A 17509-nucleotide genomic window follows, 5' to 3' on the forward strand; every position below is an offset into this window, starting at 1 on the left:
ACGACTAACATGTAGTCTTTCTTCTGTGAAGTTTTGAAGGAACATATGAAAATATGTACTTCTAAAATCCAGTGGCGATAGCTAAGGGGTTCCACCTGTTCCCATACCGAACACAGTAGTTAAGCCCTTATACGTCGAAAGTACTTGGTTGGAAACGGCCTGGGAGGATAGATAGTTGCTGGTTAAAGAAAAAACGCTCACTTTATTGTGAGTGTTTTTTTGTTGTCAAATAGATATTGTACTAGGGATAGCTTTTTCTTATTTCGTCGTGCCTGAGATTGGTGAGAATGCTTCAGATGCTAGACGCGACGAGCACACGAACTGAGCAGTACATCAGTACGCGAAGTGAGCGCGCGCAGGAGCAACGACGCAGATGAGGTATTATCGCCAATCGAAGTACCGAACACAGTAGTTAAGCCCATACGTCGAAAGTACTTGGTTGGAAACGGCCTGGGAGGATAGATAGTTGCTGGTTATATGGAAAAGCACTCACTTTTGTGGGTGCTTTTTTATTATCAAATGATTATTATGTTAGTATGATTGGTCGCGCCAGCTTCATATTATTAACGCTTCGTCATTAGCATTTAACCTTCGCTTATAATAACATGAAGCTGGCGCTTAGTCTGATATGACCTAAATAAAGGTAATAAGCACTATAAATTTTAAAGAAGAAATTAGGGAATAATAAAGGTTTTAGGTAAGAAAATAACGAAATATATAGTTTCTAGCGAATCTAGTTAATAATTAGAGTAGATCTAATTGTCTTATGAAATAATAGATATTATAGTAGTGATTGTCTACTGAATATGGAATTTTCATATTTTACGGGGACTATAAAGTCACGAATCTTCTAGTGGAACCAATGAATAAATTTGGGTGACAATAAACAGCATTAATTAAGACATAGGCGATAGTAATGAGCAGGAAGGGGCTTACATGAAGAAGAAATTATCAATAGTATTAACAATACTTGTTATGATTAGTTTACTAGCTTTCGGATATTTGCGGAATCATAATGTATCGGCTGCACAACCATATAAGGAAACTCAATTTCTTATGGATACTATTGTGGAAATTACAGCATATGGCCCGGGGGCAGAGGAAGCAGTCAAGGCAGCATTTATAGAATTTCAACGATTACATACGATTACAAATAATTTTGATGAGAATAGTCAAGTATCAAAGATTAACCAAATGGCTGGCAAATCTAAAGTAACTGTCGATCCAGATTTAGTTCATATTATAAAGTTTGCTCAAGAGGTATCTGATAAATTAGGCGATTCTTTCGATATAACAATTGGCCCATTAACTAAGCTATGGGGTATCGGGCATAAGGGGGAATTTGTTCCAAGTCAGGCCGAAATTGAAGCAGTGTTGCCTTTAGTGAATTATCATTTGATAGAAGTGAATACCATTGAAAATACCGTATATTTACCTAAGGAAGGTATGATGCTGGATTTGGGGGGAATTGCTAAAGGGTATGCAACGGATAAGGCAATTGAAGTGTTAAAGGCAAAAGGAATTACATCTGCCTTGGTGAATGCTGGGGGAGATGTACGAGTAATCGGCAATAAACCTGATGGTAAACCATGGAGAATTGGTATACAAAACCCTCGAGAGACAGAAGGAATTAGTGCAAAGTTAGCCTTAACAGATTGGGATACAATGGAAACTTCTGGTGATTATCAGAGATTTATTATAAAAAACGGCATAAGATATTCTCATATTCTTAATCCTCGGACTGGATGGCAACCTAGGGAGGTTGCTAGCGTGACCATGGTCAATAATAGTTCAACCTATGGTGATATATTGAGTAAACCTATTTTTGTATTAGGTGTTGAGAAAGGATTAGAAATATTAAAGCAGTTTCCTGGTAATGAGGCTGTAATTGTAACTATGGAGGGAAAAGTTATTGTTACACCTGGTCTTGAGGGCAAGATTGAATTACCATTAGAGTCAGATAAAAAGCAATTGGAAACTAAGCCTTAGCTTACTTGGAAGGTGGAGTATGAAATACTGTGAATAAGAATAAATTGCCCAGTTGGTTAACAGCTACCTCCTATGCTAAGTTGCCAATTGTACAGTCATCTTGGCATAGGAAGGATTATCTAGAAAAAACTCTAGACAATATTAGTCAAGTAATGGCTGAAGATATGTATCAAGATGGCATTGCTAGTCGTTCTAGAGTTTTGCAAAGAATTCATCCAATCATAAAAATTATTGGGTGCACGGCATTACTTATTTTAGCTGCCATGTCCCATAGTTTTTTATTCTTAGTCGGCATTCATCTTTTAACCATAGCTATGCTATTAATGTCTGGTATTAGTATGCTTGATTATATAAAACGGGTATGGATACCCGCTTTTATTTTTTCTGGTATTATGATGTTACCAGCAATAAGCAGTTGGATAACACCTGGAGATGAATTGCTGGTTATTTATCGTTCGTGGTATTGGCATATAGGTAGATTTTCTTTGCCTGAGGAAATGATAATAACTAAGCAGGGGGTAAGAGCGGCCAGTTTTGTGTTTATGCGAACTGCGACATCTTTAGCGATTATGGTCGCTCTTGTGAAAACTACACAATGGAACATTTTAACCAAATCTTTAGGTAAATTAGGTGTACCTAGTGTGTTTGTAATGGTACTTGATTTAACGTATCGCTATTTATTCTTATTTTTATTGTTGTTAAGTGATTTTATTTTCGGACGAAAAAGTCGTTTAGTAGGTAAAGAGGGGCCACTGAGCCAATGGGAATGGATTGGTGGAGCAGTAGGCGGATTTTTTCGTATGTCCTTAGAATATAGTGGAGAAGTGTCAGCAGCTATGATTGCTCGTGGATATAATGGAGAAAATAAACAAAGGTTAGATAAATCTATTCGCTTATTGGATCTCTGCTTCTTGTGCGTAATTCTAGGCTTATGTATTTTATCTGAGATGCTGTAAAGTAATTACTAAGACGCCTTTTGTACATGGCAATGTGAGGGAGCTGAAGGCTATTGTTATTTAAGTTAAAAAATATAAGATATTGTTACCGAAGAGAAAAAGCGGCAATAGATGGGGTTTCTTTAGAAATTGATGCAGGAGAACAGATTGTGTTACTTGGACCAAACGGGTGCGGTAAATCTACTTTGCAGAAGGTAATCGCAGGATTAATCTTTCCGAGCCAAGGAGAGTTCTGGGCTTACGATACTAAAATAACAAAGCAGAAGATGCAGGATAAAAACTTTGCAGCTGCATATCGACAAAAAATTGGATTCGTTTTTCAAAATTCAGATGTACAGCTTTTTTGTGCTAGCGTGTTAGATGAGGTTATGTTTGGTCCGTTGGCCATGGGACTTTCCTTTGACAAAGCAAAGAAGCAGGCTGAAGAGATCTTGGATTGTATTGGTATTACTTCATTGAAAGACCGATTACCTCATCACTTAAGTGGTGGAGAAAAGAAAAAGGTCGCCTTCGCCGCCGTGCTAGCTGTAAATCCAGAAGTATTAATTTTAGACGAACCAACAAATGGTCTTGACCCAAAAACTCAACGATGGATGAGAGGCATGCTTCGTCAGTTAAATGAATCTGGTAAAACGATTATTATTGCGACCCACCAGCTTGAATTAGTCCCAGACTTAGCAAGGCGAGTCGTTGTAATTGGTGATGGGCATAAAATAATGGCCGATAATAAACCAGCCATTATTTTAGCAAATCAGGAGTTACTATTAGCCGCAAATATTATTGATCAAGACCAACATGTACATTTACACGGACAGTTACAACACGTGCATGTACATCGCCATGAATAGAATTAGGAGAATGATGTGGTAATGAATGAGTTATGTAACGAACTTTCAGCTGCCTTAGCAGTTGCTATCAACAATAAAGACGGCTACAATGATTACTTTTCTGCATCTGTTTTGGTGCCATTAGTCTGGGATAATGGTGAAATTTCCGTGCTATTCGAAGTCAGATCCACCCAATTGTCCTGGCAACCTGGGGAGATCTGTTTTCCAGGTGGTCGCATTGAGAACGGCGATAAAAATCCCCTCTTTGCAGCTGTACGTGAAACTCAAGAAGAACTCGCCCTGTCTAAGGAAGATATACAGGTTTTAGGTCCACTTGAGGAAATACTTAGTCCCATTGGAGTTCGCCTACATCCCTATGTAGGATACCTTTCTCCTAAGCAATCAATTACCCCTAATGCAGGTGAGGTCGCAGAAGTCTTTACTGTGCCTTTGGAATATCTTATAAACTATGATCCTATTATTGGACACATGGAAATGGGTACTAGACCCTTAGAAGATTTTCCTTTTGCTTTAGTACCAGGGTATTCACAGGAGTGGCGGGTTCGCAAGAAGTATCAAGTATTATTTTATAAATATAAAGAGTATGTTATCTGGGGATTGACGGCGCAAGTCTTAAAACGGTTTTTGGATGTATGTAAAAAAATAGGCAGTGAGGATAAATAAAAATCCCCCTTATTATAAGGGGGATTTGTTTAGTTACTTTTTAGAAACTTTCAGCGATACGCCAGGCCTGTCCATGAATTACTTGGTTGTAGATCTCAGTAATGGTTTGAAATATGGTAGATCGTTTTACAGTTTGTTTTTTAGTAAGTAGGGAAAATTTAAACCAGTGACCTTCTCGGGAAAGCTGATAAATGGTGTTGTTGATTTCTAGACGAATGGCCTTACTAGGGGCTTTGCCTAAGGCATCCTCAAGCATTTTTACAGCATAGCCGTCAAGTGGAGGCATGGCAGTTATTACAGTTTCCTTTTTCAATATCAACACACTCCCTTTACTACTTGAATGAAATGTAGTTGCAAGCATTATACCACTTAGTGAAGAAAAAGTGTAATGGCTTTTTGGTAAAAAAATAGGGATAATTGGCTTTGTAACCTATTAACAGATAAGTGGCTACTTTATTTGCAAAATTCTGTTTTATTTTTGAAAAAAGAATCATTCAGAAAAAGCTTCAATAATTGTGTACAAAATACAGAAAATAACAGCAAAATGGTAGATTTTTCATGTTATAGCTGGTATACTAAAGTAGTTTTAAAGGGTGTATCCCATCGGGAAACATTAAGATAAAAAGGGGAGGAATTACATTGGAGAAAAACAAAAAGGGTATAGGGTTAACTACTCAAATTTTTATTGCTCTTGTTTTAGGTGTTGTTTTCGGCTATGTTTTCCCTACGTATGGACAAGCATTAAAGCCAGTTGGTGATGCATTTATTCGTATGATTAAGATGATCGTTGTACCTCTGATTTTTAGTTCTTTAATTATGGGGATTGCAGGAACTGGTGACTTTAAAAAATTGGGACGCTTAGGGGCTAAAGCAATTATTTGGTTTGAACTTGCAACTACATTGGCTTTGTTTGTTGGTTTACTTGTTGCAAATACTTTCCAACCTGGTGTAGGTGTCGCTCTTGCAACTGGTGCTGATGTTAGCGCAGCTGCCGCAGCAGCGAAGAAAACAATTAGTATGGTAGATATGCTCGTTAATATTGTACCTACTAATGTTGTTGATGCCATGGGCCGTGGCGATATGCTCCAAATCATTTTATTCTCTACATTCTTTGGCGTAGCAGCCGCCCATTTGGGAGCAAAAGGCAAGCCAGTTGTTGACCTTGCGATCAGTGTTGCGGAGATTATGTTTAAATTTACATGGTATGTAATGAAATTAGCTCCTCTTGGTGTATTTGCTTTAATTTCATTTACCGTTGGTAAATTTGGTTTGGGTATGTTGATTCCGTTGGCAAAACTTATCGGATCGCTTTATTTTGCCTTAGTATTGTTTATCATTTTACTGCTAGCTTGTGCATCTCTCATAATTCGGATGAATTTCTTCCAGTTATTAAGAGCAATTAAGGAACCAATTTTGATTGCTTTCTCCACAGCTTCTAGCGAAGCAGCATTACCGATTGCAATGGAGAAGTTAGAGAAGTTCGGTGTACCTAAGCATATTGTAACTTTTGTATTGCCTACTGGGTATACTTTTAATCTAGATGGTTCTACGTTATATAGTGCGTTGGCAGTTATATTTATTGCTCAAGTATATAATATTGATTTCCCGCTTTCTACGCAGCTCGTTATGTTAGTCACTTTGATGATGTCGACAAAAGGTATTGCAGCAGTTCCTGGTGCATCTCTGATTGTTATCGCCGGTACAGCGGCAGCCTTTGGTTTACCAGTAGAAGGTATTGGTATTATTCTTGGAGTTGACCGGATTCTCGATATGGCTCGGACAGCCTGTAACTTGATTGGTAACTGTGTGGCCGCGGTTGTTGTGGCCCGTTGGGAAAATGAGTTGCCTGATGAAGTATTGCAAGTAGCCTATGCCAAAAATTACGACGAATAAATAAATTTTAAACAGAATAAATACTATAAAAAGGGGAGTATCAATATTGATACTCCCCTTTTTATAGTAAAAATAGAACATCTATATGTACCAATATTTTTTGTATAAGAAAATCATCATCGCCAATACTATGACTAAGGGCAGAAAAAGCAAAATGAATGGTTTAATAAATGCTTGCTGCACTGAGTATAGTTTTGCGAAAGGGTGACTATATTGCGCTATTCAAAAACTTTAACTAGTATTGTGTTGTTACTTTTTGTGATTATGGTAATTGGAATTTCAGGTGGTTGTAGTAATAAACCAGCGCCAAAACCTTTACCAGATACACCGGGAACAGCAGAAAATCCAGAAGGAAAAATTGCTATGCCGCCCCGTATGGTACTCGGGTACTATGAAAATCCTTGGCCTGGTACACCTGATAAGACAGGATCATTTCCTAGTATGAAATCCTTTGCCAAAAGCATGACCGGAGTTGGTCCCTTTTGGTATAAAGCCACTAAGAATGGGGCTTTAGAAGCGAAAGATAGCCAACTTGTTTATGATACTGCTAAGAGCTTAGGTCTGGCAATGTATCCGTTGATTACAAATAAAACTGGATCAAATGAACAAGTGCTAGGCGATCCAGCAATTCGTACGATAGTAACGGATAATATTGTAAAACTAGTACAAGAAAAACAATACGATGGTGTGAATATTGATTTTGAATTACTACCACCAGCACAAAGAGATAATTTAACAAAGTTTATGGCAGAATTATATCCCAAAATGAAGGCGATTAATAAGACTGTGATTATATCTGTATTTCCTCAGGTTGATGTAGCGGAAGATGTCTCAGGGGCTTATAATTATCCAGAGCTAGCAAAGAGTGCAGATTTTTTACAAATCATGACCTATGATAATCATTGGTCAACATCCAAACCAGGTCCCATTGCACCAATTGACTGGTATGAAAAAAATATTAAATACGCCATTGATAATTGTGGCGGGCCTCAAAAGGTCATAATTGGCCTAGGTTTTTATGGTTACGATTGGGTTGGCAAGGAAGGAGAGACAATTACCTATGTAGATGCGATTGTACGGGCGGAACAAAATGGAGCTAAGATTGAGTATGATGAGGCATTACAAGCACCCCACTATAAGTACAAAGATCATGAAGTTTGGTTTGAAAATGATAAAAGTATATCGGCTAAGTTAGATGTTGTTGCAAAGTACAACCCAGCTGGGATTGCATTATGGCGTTTAGGGCAAGAACAACCAGAAGTATGGCCTTTAATTGATAAAAAGTTTCCCAAGTAAGTGAGAAAAAATATCTGCTGACGAGTATCAGCAGATATTTTTTCCGTTTCAGCATGTATAGCTTTGAAGTGCTTCGAGAATATTTTGTTTATGGTCACAATTTTTCTTATCTTCATTTTCTTGATAGCAGTGAGAAGTATAATAATTTCGAGGAGAATAATATTTTAAAGTATTGTTCTCTATATCTTTATATAGATGTATCTATGATGAATTTGATATAAAATAGAAAAAAATAGAAGTTTTTATCAAAAATAAAAATAAATTAGCGTAATTTGTCAGAAAAACACATACTAGATTGAGTAGAGGATGAGTATTATTTTGAGAAATAATTGGCTAATAACGAAAGTAATAACTTTGGTAGTAGTGATCTTTTTGTCAATATCAATTTGTGAAGTAGGGTTTGCAACTGAGCGGCTTGATAAATTTGATATAAGTAACCCTTGGCAGAGCTTATCCAATCCACAGATTTCTAAGGTGGAAATGTACCAGATGCCTCAGGTTAGGGAGATTAAGGAATCTAATATTAAGATTAATATAAGGCAATTACGTATTATTGGTCAGGGGATTTATAGTGAGCCTGCCTTAGTAGCCTTAGTTCAAGATACAGTTGGTCGAGAAGTTACTTTAAGTGAAATACAAAATATAGCCGGGGAAATAACTCAGTACTATCGTAGGCAGGGTTACTTAGTGGCGAGAGCTTATTTACCTGCTCAGGAAATTAAAGATGGCGTAATTGATATAAGAGTTCTTTTGGGGCACTACGGTAAAATTGTACTACATAACCAAGTTGGGATAGCACAAGAGACTGTCCAAAATATGATAAGTGGGATTAAAAGTGGCGACACAATAGAAAAAAAGAAGCTTGATCGCAGCATTTTGTTGTTAAGTGATATTCCAGGGATAAAGGTAAAAGCCGTATTAAGTCCAGGGGAGCTTGTTGGCACTTCGGACTTAAATGTTACCGTGGATAATGATAGCCTGATAACAGGCAGTGTCAGTATTAATAATTATGGTAGCCCTTACATAGGTAGAAATCAGATTAGTTTGGGGTTTAATTTAAATCATCCCACTGGTCAGGGAGATGTTCTTTCAGTTAACACAATGATGCCGGGCCATGGGTTAAGGAATACTGATATAGCCTATCAAATACCTATTGAGGGTTCAGGACTTAAAATGGGGGTAGGATACTCAAAAATGCATTATGATCTTGGTGAAGAATTCGCAAGCTTACTTGCAGATGGTCAAGTTAAAACAGGAAATTTATTCATTAGCTATCCTTTTGTACGTTCTTATCGTTCTAATGTATATGGTCAGATAAGCTATCAAAAAAAGGAGATACAAGATCGTATTGGTGCTATCCAGAGTGTGACAGAAAAAGATGAAAGGGATATAGTCATTGGAGTAAGTGGTGATAATTGGGATAGCATTGGTTATGGTGGGATGACGAATTATTCTCTTACCTATTCTACAGGTTCTTTGAATATTCAAAGTTTAGATGCGAAAGCAATCGATGATTTGACTGCTCGAACTAATGGTAAATATGGTAAATATAATTTGAAAATAGTACGTCAGCAAGGGTTGAGGGATAACTTGTCACTGTATCTATCCTTATCTAGTCAGCTTGCTACTAACAATTTGGATTCCTCGGAGAAAATGTCTCTGGGAGGAGCATATGGGGTACGTGCTTATCCGCAAGGGGAAGCCATGGGTGATGAAGGATACTTGTTTACTGCGGAAGTGAGACATGCTTTACCAGTTAGAAATATACCAGGAAGTTTGCAAATAGCGTCCTTTTTTGACACCGGTAGTATTTTGGTGAATAAGAAACCATGGTTAGCTACAGCTAATCGGCGAACTTTATCAGGAGCGGGCATTGGACTAATTTGGAATAAGGACAGGGAGTTTTATATACGGATGGATTATGCATGGAAGCTGAGGGGCGAAAAATCCACAGCACAAGCAGATGAGCCTAGCCGTTTATGGCTACAAGGGATACAATACTTTTGAAGAAGAGGGATTATTATGCAAAGAAAGTATTTACGGGCAATGCGTCGTGGGAAAGGTCTCATCTTATCAATGGGAGTGTTGTGGATTGTTCTGCTGCCGGGTAATGGGTTTGCTTTACCTACCTCAGGAACAGTGGTTTCTGGAGGTGGAATTGTTACCCAAACCGGTAGTACGATAAATATCAATCAGACGACTTCTAATTTAATTATGAATTGGAATCAATTTAATATTGGGGCTGGCGAAAAAGTTAATTTTCTGCAGCCTTCTGTGAATTCAGTAAGTTTGAATCGTGTACTTGGCAGTGATCCTTCCCAAATATTTGGCCAATTATCAGCCAATGGCAAGGTATTTCTTGTCAACCCTAATGGTGTCTTATTTGCCTCCAATGCTCGTGTAGATGTAGGGGGACTGGTAGCTACTACTATGAATATAAGTGATAAAGACTTTCTCGCTGGCAAATATAGATTTATACAAGGCACCACCAACGGTAGTGTCGTAAATCAGGGGAGTATCGATGCTGGTACTGGTGGATATATTGCATTATTTGCGCCAGAGGTGAGAAATGAGGGGGTATTAGTTACCAAGTTGGGTACGGTAGCTTTAGGGGCGGGCAAACAGGTGACATTGGATGTAAATGGAGATGGGTTATTACATTTGAATGTGGATCAGGCTGTGTTGAATGCTAATATAGTCAATAAGGGGATCATAGAGGCAGAAGGGGGACAAGCTATATTGTCTGCCAAGGCTGGTAATGCTCTATTGGCTACAGTTGTTAATAATGAAGGAATTATTGAAGCGAAAAGTATTGCCAATCATAACGGGGTTATTTGTCTGGAAAGTGATAGTGGTATAGTCGCTGTTTCTGGCACTCTTGATGTATCAGGCAGATTATCCGGACAAACAGGCGGTACTATCAAAGTATTGGGTCAAAAAGTAGGAGTTTTTGATAATGCAAAGTTAGATGCATCAGGATATGCAGGTGGTGGCACTATTCTCATAGGAGGGAACTATCAAGGCAAAGGCAGTGAACAAAATGCTCAGAAGACTTTTGTGGGGACGAGTGCCGTCATTCATGCTAATGCATTAGTTACAGGCGATGGGGGCAAAGTAGTCGTATGGGCGGATGATACGACCCAGTTCCAAGGAAAGATTACTGTTAGTGGCGGAACGGTAACAGGTAATGGTGGTAGTGTGGAAGTGTCTGGCAAGAAAGTGCTCAATTATCAGGGAAATGTAGAGCTACAGGCTTCTAAAGGTGAGGCTGGGACGTTGCTGTTAGATCCTCAGGATATTGTAATTGACAGCTCTGGGATCGATCCAATGGTGAGTAATACCGTTGCCTTTGCGGATGGCCCTGCAACAACCACGATTAGTGGGACAGCTCTTGCCAATGCGATGGTTTCGGGCAATGTTATTTTGCAGGCTACGAATGATATCACTTTTAATGATAGTGTGAATGCCAATGTGCCAGGGGCAGCTAATCATAGTTTGAATTTGCAAGCGGGGAATTCTATTGTTTTTAATCCTAATGTAACCTTGATAACCAATCGTGGCGATGTGACAGCTACTATCAATGATTCGTTAGCAAATCCTAATACGGCAAATTTTAGGATGAATGACGGAGCAAAAATTATTACAAATGGTGGTGCCGTTGCTATTAGTCCTGGGATTGGTGGTGCTGGATATGTCTGGATCGGAAACGGAGGTAGTGGCGCTCTCGTTGATGCAGGTGGGGGCAATATTAGAATTACTGGAAAGGGAAATACGATGCAAAGTACAGGACTTACTGTAAATACAGGTAGTGTAATTCAAACATCTGCTAGTGGTAATATTACGTTGCGTGGTATAGGTGAGAATAGCCTTGCTGATCGTAATTTTGGCGTTGGCATATTTGGTGGAGTAACGGCTGTTGATGGTGCTATTGATATTAAGGGTAGTAGCAATGGAACTACAAATCATAATTATGGAATATCTCTAGATGCTGGTGGTTATATAAGATCCACTGGAAGCGGAATCATCGGGTTAGAGGGCACAGGGGGAAGTGGGGATACGAATAACCATGGTGTGTATGTTGCTAATAGTAGTACCATTACTGGCAAAGATGGTGGCGTTAGCATTATTGGTGTTGGACGAGGAGGTAATACCGGAAGTGGTATAGGAAATCAAGGAATTGTCATAACCAAATCAGCAATAATTCAATCTACAGGAATTGGTGGAATTACATTTGATGGTACGGGTAGTAGCGGCGGTACTAGTGATAATTATGGGATGTATCTGAACGATAATGCAATAATCAAGATAGCGAATGGTGACGTTACGATTAAAGGTACCGGTGGTAGTGGTACTTTTTTTAATCCAGGAATTTTATTGAATCATAGTAGTATCATTGAGTCAACAGGTAGTGGGAAGGTTACTCTAATAGGCGCCGGTGGTACTGGAACTCACGAAAATTATGGTGTCTATCTGATGAGTGGTACTGTAAAAACAAATGATGGAAATGTGATAATTACTGGAAAAGCTAATGGTACTGGCTTTAAAAACATGGGGATCAGAGTCGATCCAACTGTTTTACTGGAGTCAACAGGAAATGGCAAGCTAACTTTAATGGGAACAGGTAGTAACACTGGTACTCATGAAAATCATGGTGTACTTCTTGATACAAATCCAATCGAGAGTGTAGATGGAGATGTAAGTATTATAGGTATTGGTGGTGGCAATAACACAGATACCTATAATGCAGGGATCGTACTGAAAAATAATGCTTTTATATCATCTGGTAGTAGCAATTTGATACTAAATGGTACAGGTGGAAAAGGTAGTAGCCAGAATTATGGTATTGATGTTAGCGGTACGGTTTTATCTCCCAATGGTATTATATCTACCCACAGTAATACCACATTTATTGGAACAAGTACGGATGGAGTTAGTTCAGATGTATATAGTAAGGGTGGTTCCATCACCGCCAAAAACATTAATTTACAAGGAAAGGATGCACAAGGCATAGAACTTGGAAATTTGAATGCCAGCGGAAATCTGGCTTTGACAGCAGATAAGATGATTTTTAATGATACTATGACTGGAATGAGTGGAGTTATTGTACAGCCAAGTACAATTGGGAAAGATGTTACGTTAGGAGGTACAGGTGCAGGACTGAATTTGACAAAGGCAGATTTAAATATGTTGAGCACAGGTACCTTGCAGATTGGCAGTTCTACTACGGGAAATATTACAGTAGCCAGTCCGTTGGGGCAGGGAAGCAAAAATATTATATTGCAAACTGGTAGTAATATGAATATCAATGCGCCTATTACGAATGGTACATTAATTATTAGAGGGTCGAATGGGAATAATAACTTTAACATAGGAAATGGTTCGTTAGATGGATTTACTTCGATGAAGGTAGAGGGAATTGGTGGCAATGACGTACTTAATATTAATGATGCAACCAGTTCCCATGATAATATCTATACGATTACAGGAACGCAGATACAATATGCTCCAATAGGAACTATGCTGGGATTAAGTATCAGTTATGATAATGTAAATAATTTGACTTGCATGGCAGGAGTTGGCAAAGTAAATCAGGTCAATAGTCAGTTCATTCCTGGTGTAACTCAAACATTATCAGGGGGGAATGTGGCGGCGAGTATACTGAATTTCGATAGTCAGGGGACAAATCCTATTGTAACAAGTTCAACAATCACTGCGCCAGGCTATGGCACAGTGACATATAGTGGTTTTGCAACTGTTAATTTGAAAAATGTAGTGACGCCGCCAACGCCGCCAACGCCACCGACGCCACCGACGCCACCGACGCCGGAAAATCTGGTAGACGGTAAATATACTACTGCGGCATATTTAGGGAAAAAAGATGAGGGCAAAGAAATTGTTGGGATTGAGAATAAGGAATCAGTTATTATCATCAAAAATGGCGGAGTTAGATTGCCAGATAATGTTGATATAAATAATAGTGGAGTTGCAACTGGCGGGGAAAAAGAATAATATAGTTATAAGAAATAATAATTCACGCAAGTTAGTAATAAATTACGTAATTCTATTATAGCAGGGGGCATTAATATGAACGTTGAAAAATATATTTTTATGGTGGAAGGTATGAGTTGTGGTCATTGTAAAAATGCTGTAGAGAAGGCTGTTAGTGCTTTAGAAGGAGTAATTTCAGCGTTCGTGGATTTACCAAATAAGACACTTACTGTAGAGAGTGATGCTAGTAAAGTAACATTAGAGAAAATAAAAGAAGTTGTCGATGACGAAGGTTTTACTGTTGTAGGTAAGCAATAAAAACAGCATTAATTTACTTTAAATTTACTAAAGAAGCTGTGGTATATTGTGGCACAATGCATAAAAATCTTGACCTTTCATGTTATATTTTGTTATACTTAGAAGCAAGCCTCCCAAGTCGGAGGCTTGTTTATTGATTTTTTATATGCAGTTTTTAAAATTAATGCCTGGATAGCGATATGCCTTGCAGGTAATAGAAGGGAGATGCGCTTTATGGCAGAACTTGAAAAAAGATTAGCTGAGCGCAGAAGTAGCAAGGGAAAAAGTATTGTTACGATCTTTGGTATTCTGTTAGCATTATTAGTAGTAGCCAGCGCGTCCTATTATTGGTTTAGTGGAGGAATTGAACAAAGTAAGGAAAAAGGAAGTATTGTAACTCCTCAAAATAAAATCAATATTATGGTTATGGGAGTCGATGAACGTAGTGATGATGTAGGACGTTCGGATACGTTATTTGTTGTGACAATTGATACGAATACGAAAGAAGTCGCCATGCTCTCCATACCGAGGGATACTAGGGTTAAAATCCCAGGACACGGCTGGGATAAAATTAATCATGCTTATGCTTATGGTGGCTACAAATTAACGCAACAAGCAGTTGAAGGTTTGTTAGGTATTAAAATTGACCATTACGTTACAATTAATATTGCTGGGTTTAAAAAGATTGTTGATGCTGTCGGCGGTGTTACAATTGATGTGGAAAAACGCATGTATTATTCGGATCCCTATGATGATAATGGGGTCGGTGGTGGTGCTTTTGTAATTGATTTACGTAAAGGCGTACAGCACATGGATGGCGATACAGCTATTCAATATGTACGTTACCGTGATGAAGAAGGTGATATTGGCCGGGTTGAGCGTCAGCATCAGTTCTTAAAAGCATTAATGAAGGAAGTAGCTAGTCCGTCTGTTATTACTAAAATTCCTGCGATTATTAAAGAGGTAAGTAGTGTAGTTAAAACGGATCTATCGACAAGTGAAATGCTCACCCTTGCTAAAACCTTGAATGATGCATCGAAAAGTGGTTTAAAAACAGACATGGTACCTGGAAAACCTGCTTATATTGATGATGTAAGTTATTGGTTACCTGATGTCATGTCATTAAGAAGACATGTTGCTCAGACATTGGGAGTAACTATGGAAGAAAAATATGTGGCTACAACGCAACGTGAAGTAAATGAATATGAAACTTCAATTCCTAAAGAAATGAAAGTGGTTGAAACTCCTAAGACAACCAAAACTTTAAATTCAGAAAAAGCAACACCAGAGAAACCTAAAACTCCAGAAAAACCAGGGGCTTCTACGGATGTAAGCAAACCTGTTATGAAAAGTGTAAATGCTAAAGTTAGCGTTGAAGTATTAAATGCTAGCGGTGTAGCAGATGCTGGTGACAAAGTTGCTGAAGTACTACGAAGTCAAGGTTTTGAAGTAGCGGGTGTAACGAGTACGCCTAACGCGTATAAAAATACAGTAGTCATCTCTAACTCTACAAATAGTGCGGTAGTTAATAAATTAAGCTCATTACCATTTAAATATACGCTGCAAATTACTAAGGATGAAGGTAAATCTACAGATGGAATCGTTGTAATTGGTAAAGACTACGCAGCTAAATAATCAAGATTCAAATAGCCCATAAGGGCTATTTTTTTTTATTTGCGAGATACTATGTAGATAAGAAGTAAGCTAAAAAGGAGTACCATCGAATGTGGATTACAGAGAAGTCTCGCAGACTTAATATTATGGCATGGATAGTTATTACTGTTATTGCCCTTTTAATTTTGCGTTTGGCTTGGATGCAATTGCTGCATGGTCCCCAGTATAAAAAGTTTGCCGAAGAAAACCACATCCATCAAATTACAGCGCAAGCACCTCGTGGTATTATGTATGATCATAATGGGGCTTTACTTGTTACTAATCGGCCTAGTTTCGCTATATCTATTATTCCTGCGAAATATAGTAAGGACTGGAATACTACATTGCTGTTAGCTAATATTATCGATGTGCAGCCTGATGAGATTGAAAGGTTGTTAAAGGTTGGGGCAGAGTACCCTTATACTCCCATCCGAGTTAAACGAGATGTAGATGCAGTGCTTCAGGCAAAGATTCGTGAGCGAGAAGATGAGCTACCAGGGGTAATTATTGAAGCGATGCCTATTCGAGAATATGTATACAAGGAATTGGCAGCTCATGTATTTGGTTATCTTGGCAGTATTAATGAAGAGGAATATGTAAAGCGTAAAGAGCAGGGATATAAACCAACAGATTTTATTGGTAAGGATGGCTTAGAGCAGGAGTGGGAAGAAGTATTACGGGGGATAGATGGTGGATTGCAAATTGAAGTTAATGCAGCAGGCGAAGAAATTCAGATCATTGGAGATAAAAAAGCAATCGCTGGTAAGGGGTTAATGCTTACTATTGATATAAACTTACAAAAGGCAGCTCAGGACGCCTTAATGGAGCAAATTGAAGAAGGACAGAAGAGGGGAGAACCAACAAAAGGCGGAAGTGTTGTTGTCCTGGATGTAAGAACAGGAGCAGTGCGTGCTATGGTTAGTTATCCGTCATTTGATCCTAATCAATTTGCAAGTGGAATCAGTAACTTCCATTGGAATGAGCTTATCAATAATCCTTATCATCCTCTTACGAACAAAAGCATTCAAAATGTTTATCCTCCAGGTTCGGTTTTTAAAATTGTTACGGCAGCAGCTGCCTTGGATATGAACTATGTGACTAAAGATGAAATATTTGATGACAAGGGCGTGTACATACTTGATGGGTGGAAGTTCTTCGGGTGGCAAACTAAGGGATTAGGAAAGCTCAATATTGTAGATGCAATCGCTTGGTCAAGTGACCCTGTATTTTATGAATTAGGTCGCCGCATGGGAGTTGATTCCTTAGCGAGTTACGCTCTAACCTTTGGTCTAGGGAAAAAAAGTGGGATTGGCCTACAGGGAGAGGAGGAAGGCACTGTCCCTACAGAAAATTGGAAAAAGGTTACCTATGATGAACAATGGTATGCTGGGGAAACCGTAATTGCTGCTATAGGACAAGGATATTATCTGGTAACCCCATTGCAACAGGCGATGTTATTAATGGCGGTAGCAAATAAGGGAACTGTATATCGACCAATGCTGGTAGAAAAAGTATTAACAGCAGATGGTGCGGTAGCTGAAACCTATCAACCAGAAATCCTTCATACTATTTATTTAAGAGGAGAAACATGGGATTTACTTAAGCAAGGGTTAGTGGCTGTGACCACTAAAGGTACTGGACTAGGTGTATTTCAAGGAATGACTCCGATAGTAGCTGGTAAAAGTGGATCTGCTGAAACTGGAACAGGCACGGTTCATTCCTGGTTTGCTTGCTATGCGCCAGCAGAAAATCCTGAAATTGCCGTCGCGGTCCTAGTTGAGGAAGGAGGCGAAGGTTCTGTTGCGGCAGCACCTGTTGTCAGAAAAATAGTAGAGGCATATTTTGCGCTTAAAAAGAAATAAAGAAGACTTGATTCAGATGGAGTTTTAACTCCATCTGAATCTTAGTCGCACTTATCCAGGGACT

Annotated in this window: 12 protein-coding genes and 1 rRNA gene; 12 read left to right on the forward strand and 1 reads right to left on the reverse strand. The window is 38.6% G+C overall.

Annotated elements, in window-relative coordinates; translation table 11 throughout:
* Window positions 1-67 precede the first annotated feature (67 nt).
* The 5 genes from rrf (at window position 68) to QSJ81_RS06840 (ending at window position 4456) form a co-directional block, all read left to right on the forward strand.
* Window positions 68-184: ribosomal RNA gene (gene rrf / locus QSJ81_RS06820) — 5S ribosomal RNA — on the forward strand.
* Window positions 185-936: 752 nt separating this feature from the next.
* Entirely contained in the window at window positions 937-1989 is a 1053-nt protein-coding gene (locus QSJ81_RS06825; RefSeq protein WP_285716665.1) for an FAD:protein FMN transferase, read from the forward strand.
* A gap of 29 nt (window positions 1990-2018) precedes the next feature.
* Window positions 2019-2945, forward strand: coding sequence for a cobalt ECF transporter T component CbiQ (cbiQ, locus tag QSJ81_RS06830; RefSeq protein ID WP_285716666.1), 927 nt, complete (start codon window positions 2019-2021; stop codon window positions 2943-2945).
* 53 nt (window positions 2946-2998) lie between these two features.
* The gene (locus tag QSJ81_RS06835) at window positions 2999-3793 is read left to right on the forward strand and encodes an energy-coupling factor ABC transporter ATP-binding protein (protein WP_285716667.1); all 795 of its coding nucleotides are present in this window, start codon (window positions 2999-3001) and stop codon (window positions 3791-3793) included.
* 21 nt (window positions 3794-3814) lie between these two features.
* Window positions 3815-4456 (forward strand): NUDIX hydrolase, encoded by a 642-nt coding sequence (locus QSJ81_RS06840; RefSeq protein WP_285716668.1) that lies wholly within the window; start codon window positions 3815-3817, stop codon window positions 4454-4456.
* A 40-nt stretch (window positions 4457-4496) separates the two neighbouring features.
* On the opposite strand, the gene QSJ81_RS06845 is transcribed toward QSJ81_RS06840, so the two are convergent.
* Entirely contained in the window at window positions 4497-4769 is a 273-nt protein-coding gene (locus QSJ81_RS06845) for a hypothetical protein (protein ID WP_236639296.1), read from the reverse strand.
* 326 nt (window positions 4770-5095) lie between these two features.
* On the opposite strand from QSJ81_RS06845, the gene QSJ81_RS06850 reads away from it, so the two are divergent.
* The 7 genes from QSJ81_RS06850 (at window position 5096) to mrdA (ending at window position 17445) form a co-directional block, all read left to right on the forward strand.
* Window positions 5096-6349 carry a dicarboxylate/amino acid:cation symporter gene (locus QSJ81_RS06850; protein WP_285716669.1) on the forward strand — a complete coding sequence of 418 codons (1254 nt, stop codon included), beginning with the start codon at window positions 5096-5098 and terminating at the stop codon, window positions 6347-6349.
* Window positions 6350-6553: 204 nt separating this feature from the next.
* Window positions 6554-7645, forward strand: coding sequence for a glycosyl hydrolase family 18 protein (locus QSJ81_RS06855; RefSeq protein WP_285716670.1), 1092 nt, complete (start codon window positions 6554-6556; stop codon window positions 7643-7645).
* A gap of 318 nt (window positions 7646-7963) precedes the next feature.
* Window positions 7964-9652 (forward strand): ShlB/FhaC/HecB family hemolysin secretion/activation protein, encoded by a 1689-nt coding sequence (locus tag QSJ81_RS06860; protein ID WP_285716671.1) that lies wholly within the window; start codon window positions 7964-7966, stop codon window positions 9650-9652.
* Between the two features lie 15 nt (window positions 9653-9667).
* Window positions 9668-13654, forward strand: a complete 3987-nt coding sequence (locus QSJ81_RS06865) for a beta strand repeat-containing protein (protein WP_285716672.1) — start codon at window positions 9668-9670, stop codon at window positions 13652-13654.
* 75 nt (window positions 13655-13729) lie between these two features.
* Window positions 13730-13951, forward strand: coding sequence for a cation transporter (locus QSJ81_RS06870; protein ID WP_285716673.1), 222 nt, complete (start codon window positions 13730-13732; stop codon window positions 13949-13951).
* Between the two features lie 213 nt (window positions 13952-14164).
* Complete coding sequence (locus QSJ81_RS06875) at window positions 14165-15565, forward strand: LCP family protein (RefSeq protein WP_285716674.1); 1401 nt, start codon at window positions 14165-14167, stop codon at window positions 15563-15565.
* Window positions 15566-15654: 89 nt separating this feature from the next.
* Window positions 15655-17445 (forward strand): penicillin-binding protein 2, encoded by a 1791-nt coding sequence (gene mrdA / locus QSJ81_RS06880; RefSeq protein WP_285716675.1) that lies wholly within the window; start codon window positions 15655-15657, stop codon window positions 17443-17445.
* Window positions 17446-17509 lie beyond the last annotated feature (64 nt).

This window comes from Pelosinus sp. IPA-1 (assembly GCF_030269905.1).
Taxonomy (GTDB): Bacteria; Bacillota; Negativicutes; order DSM-13327; family DSM-13327; genus Pelosinus.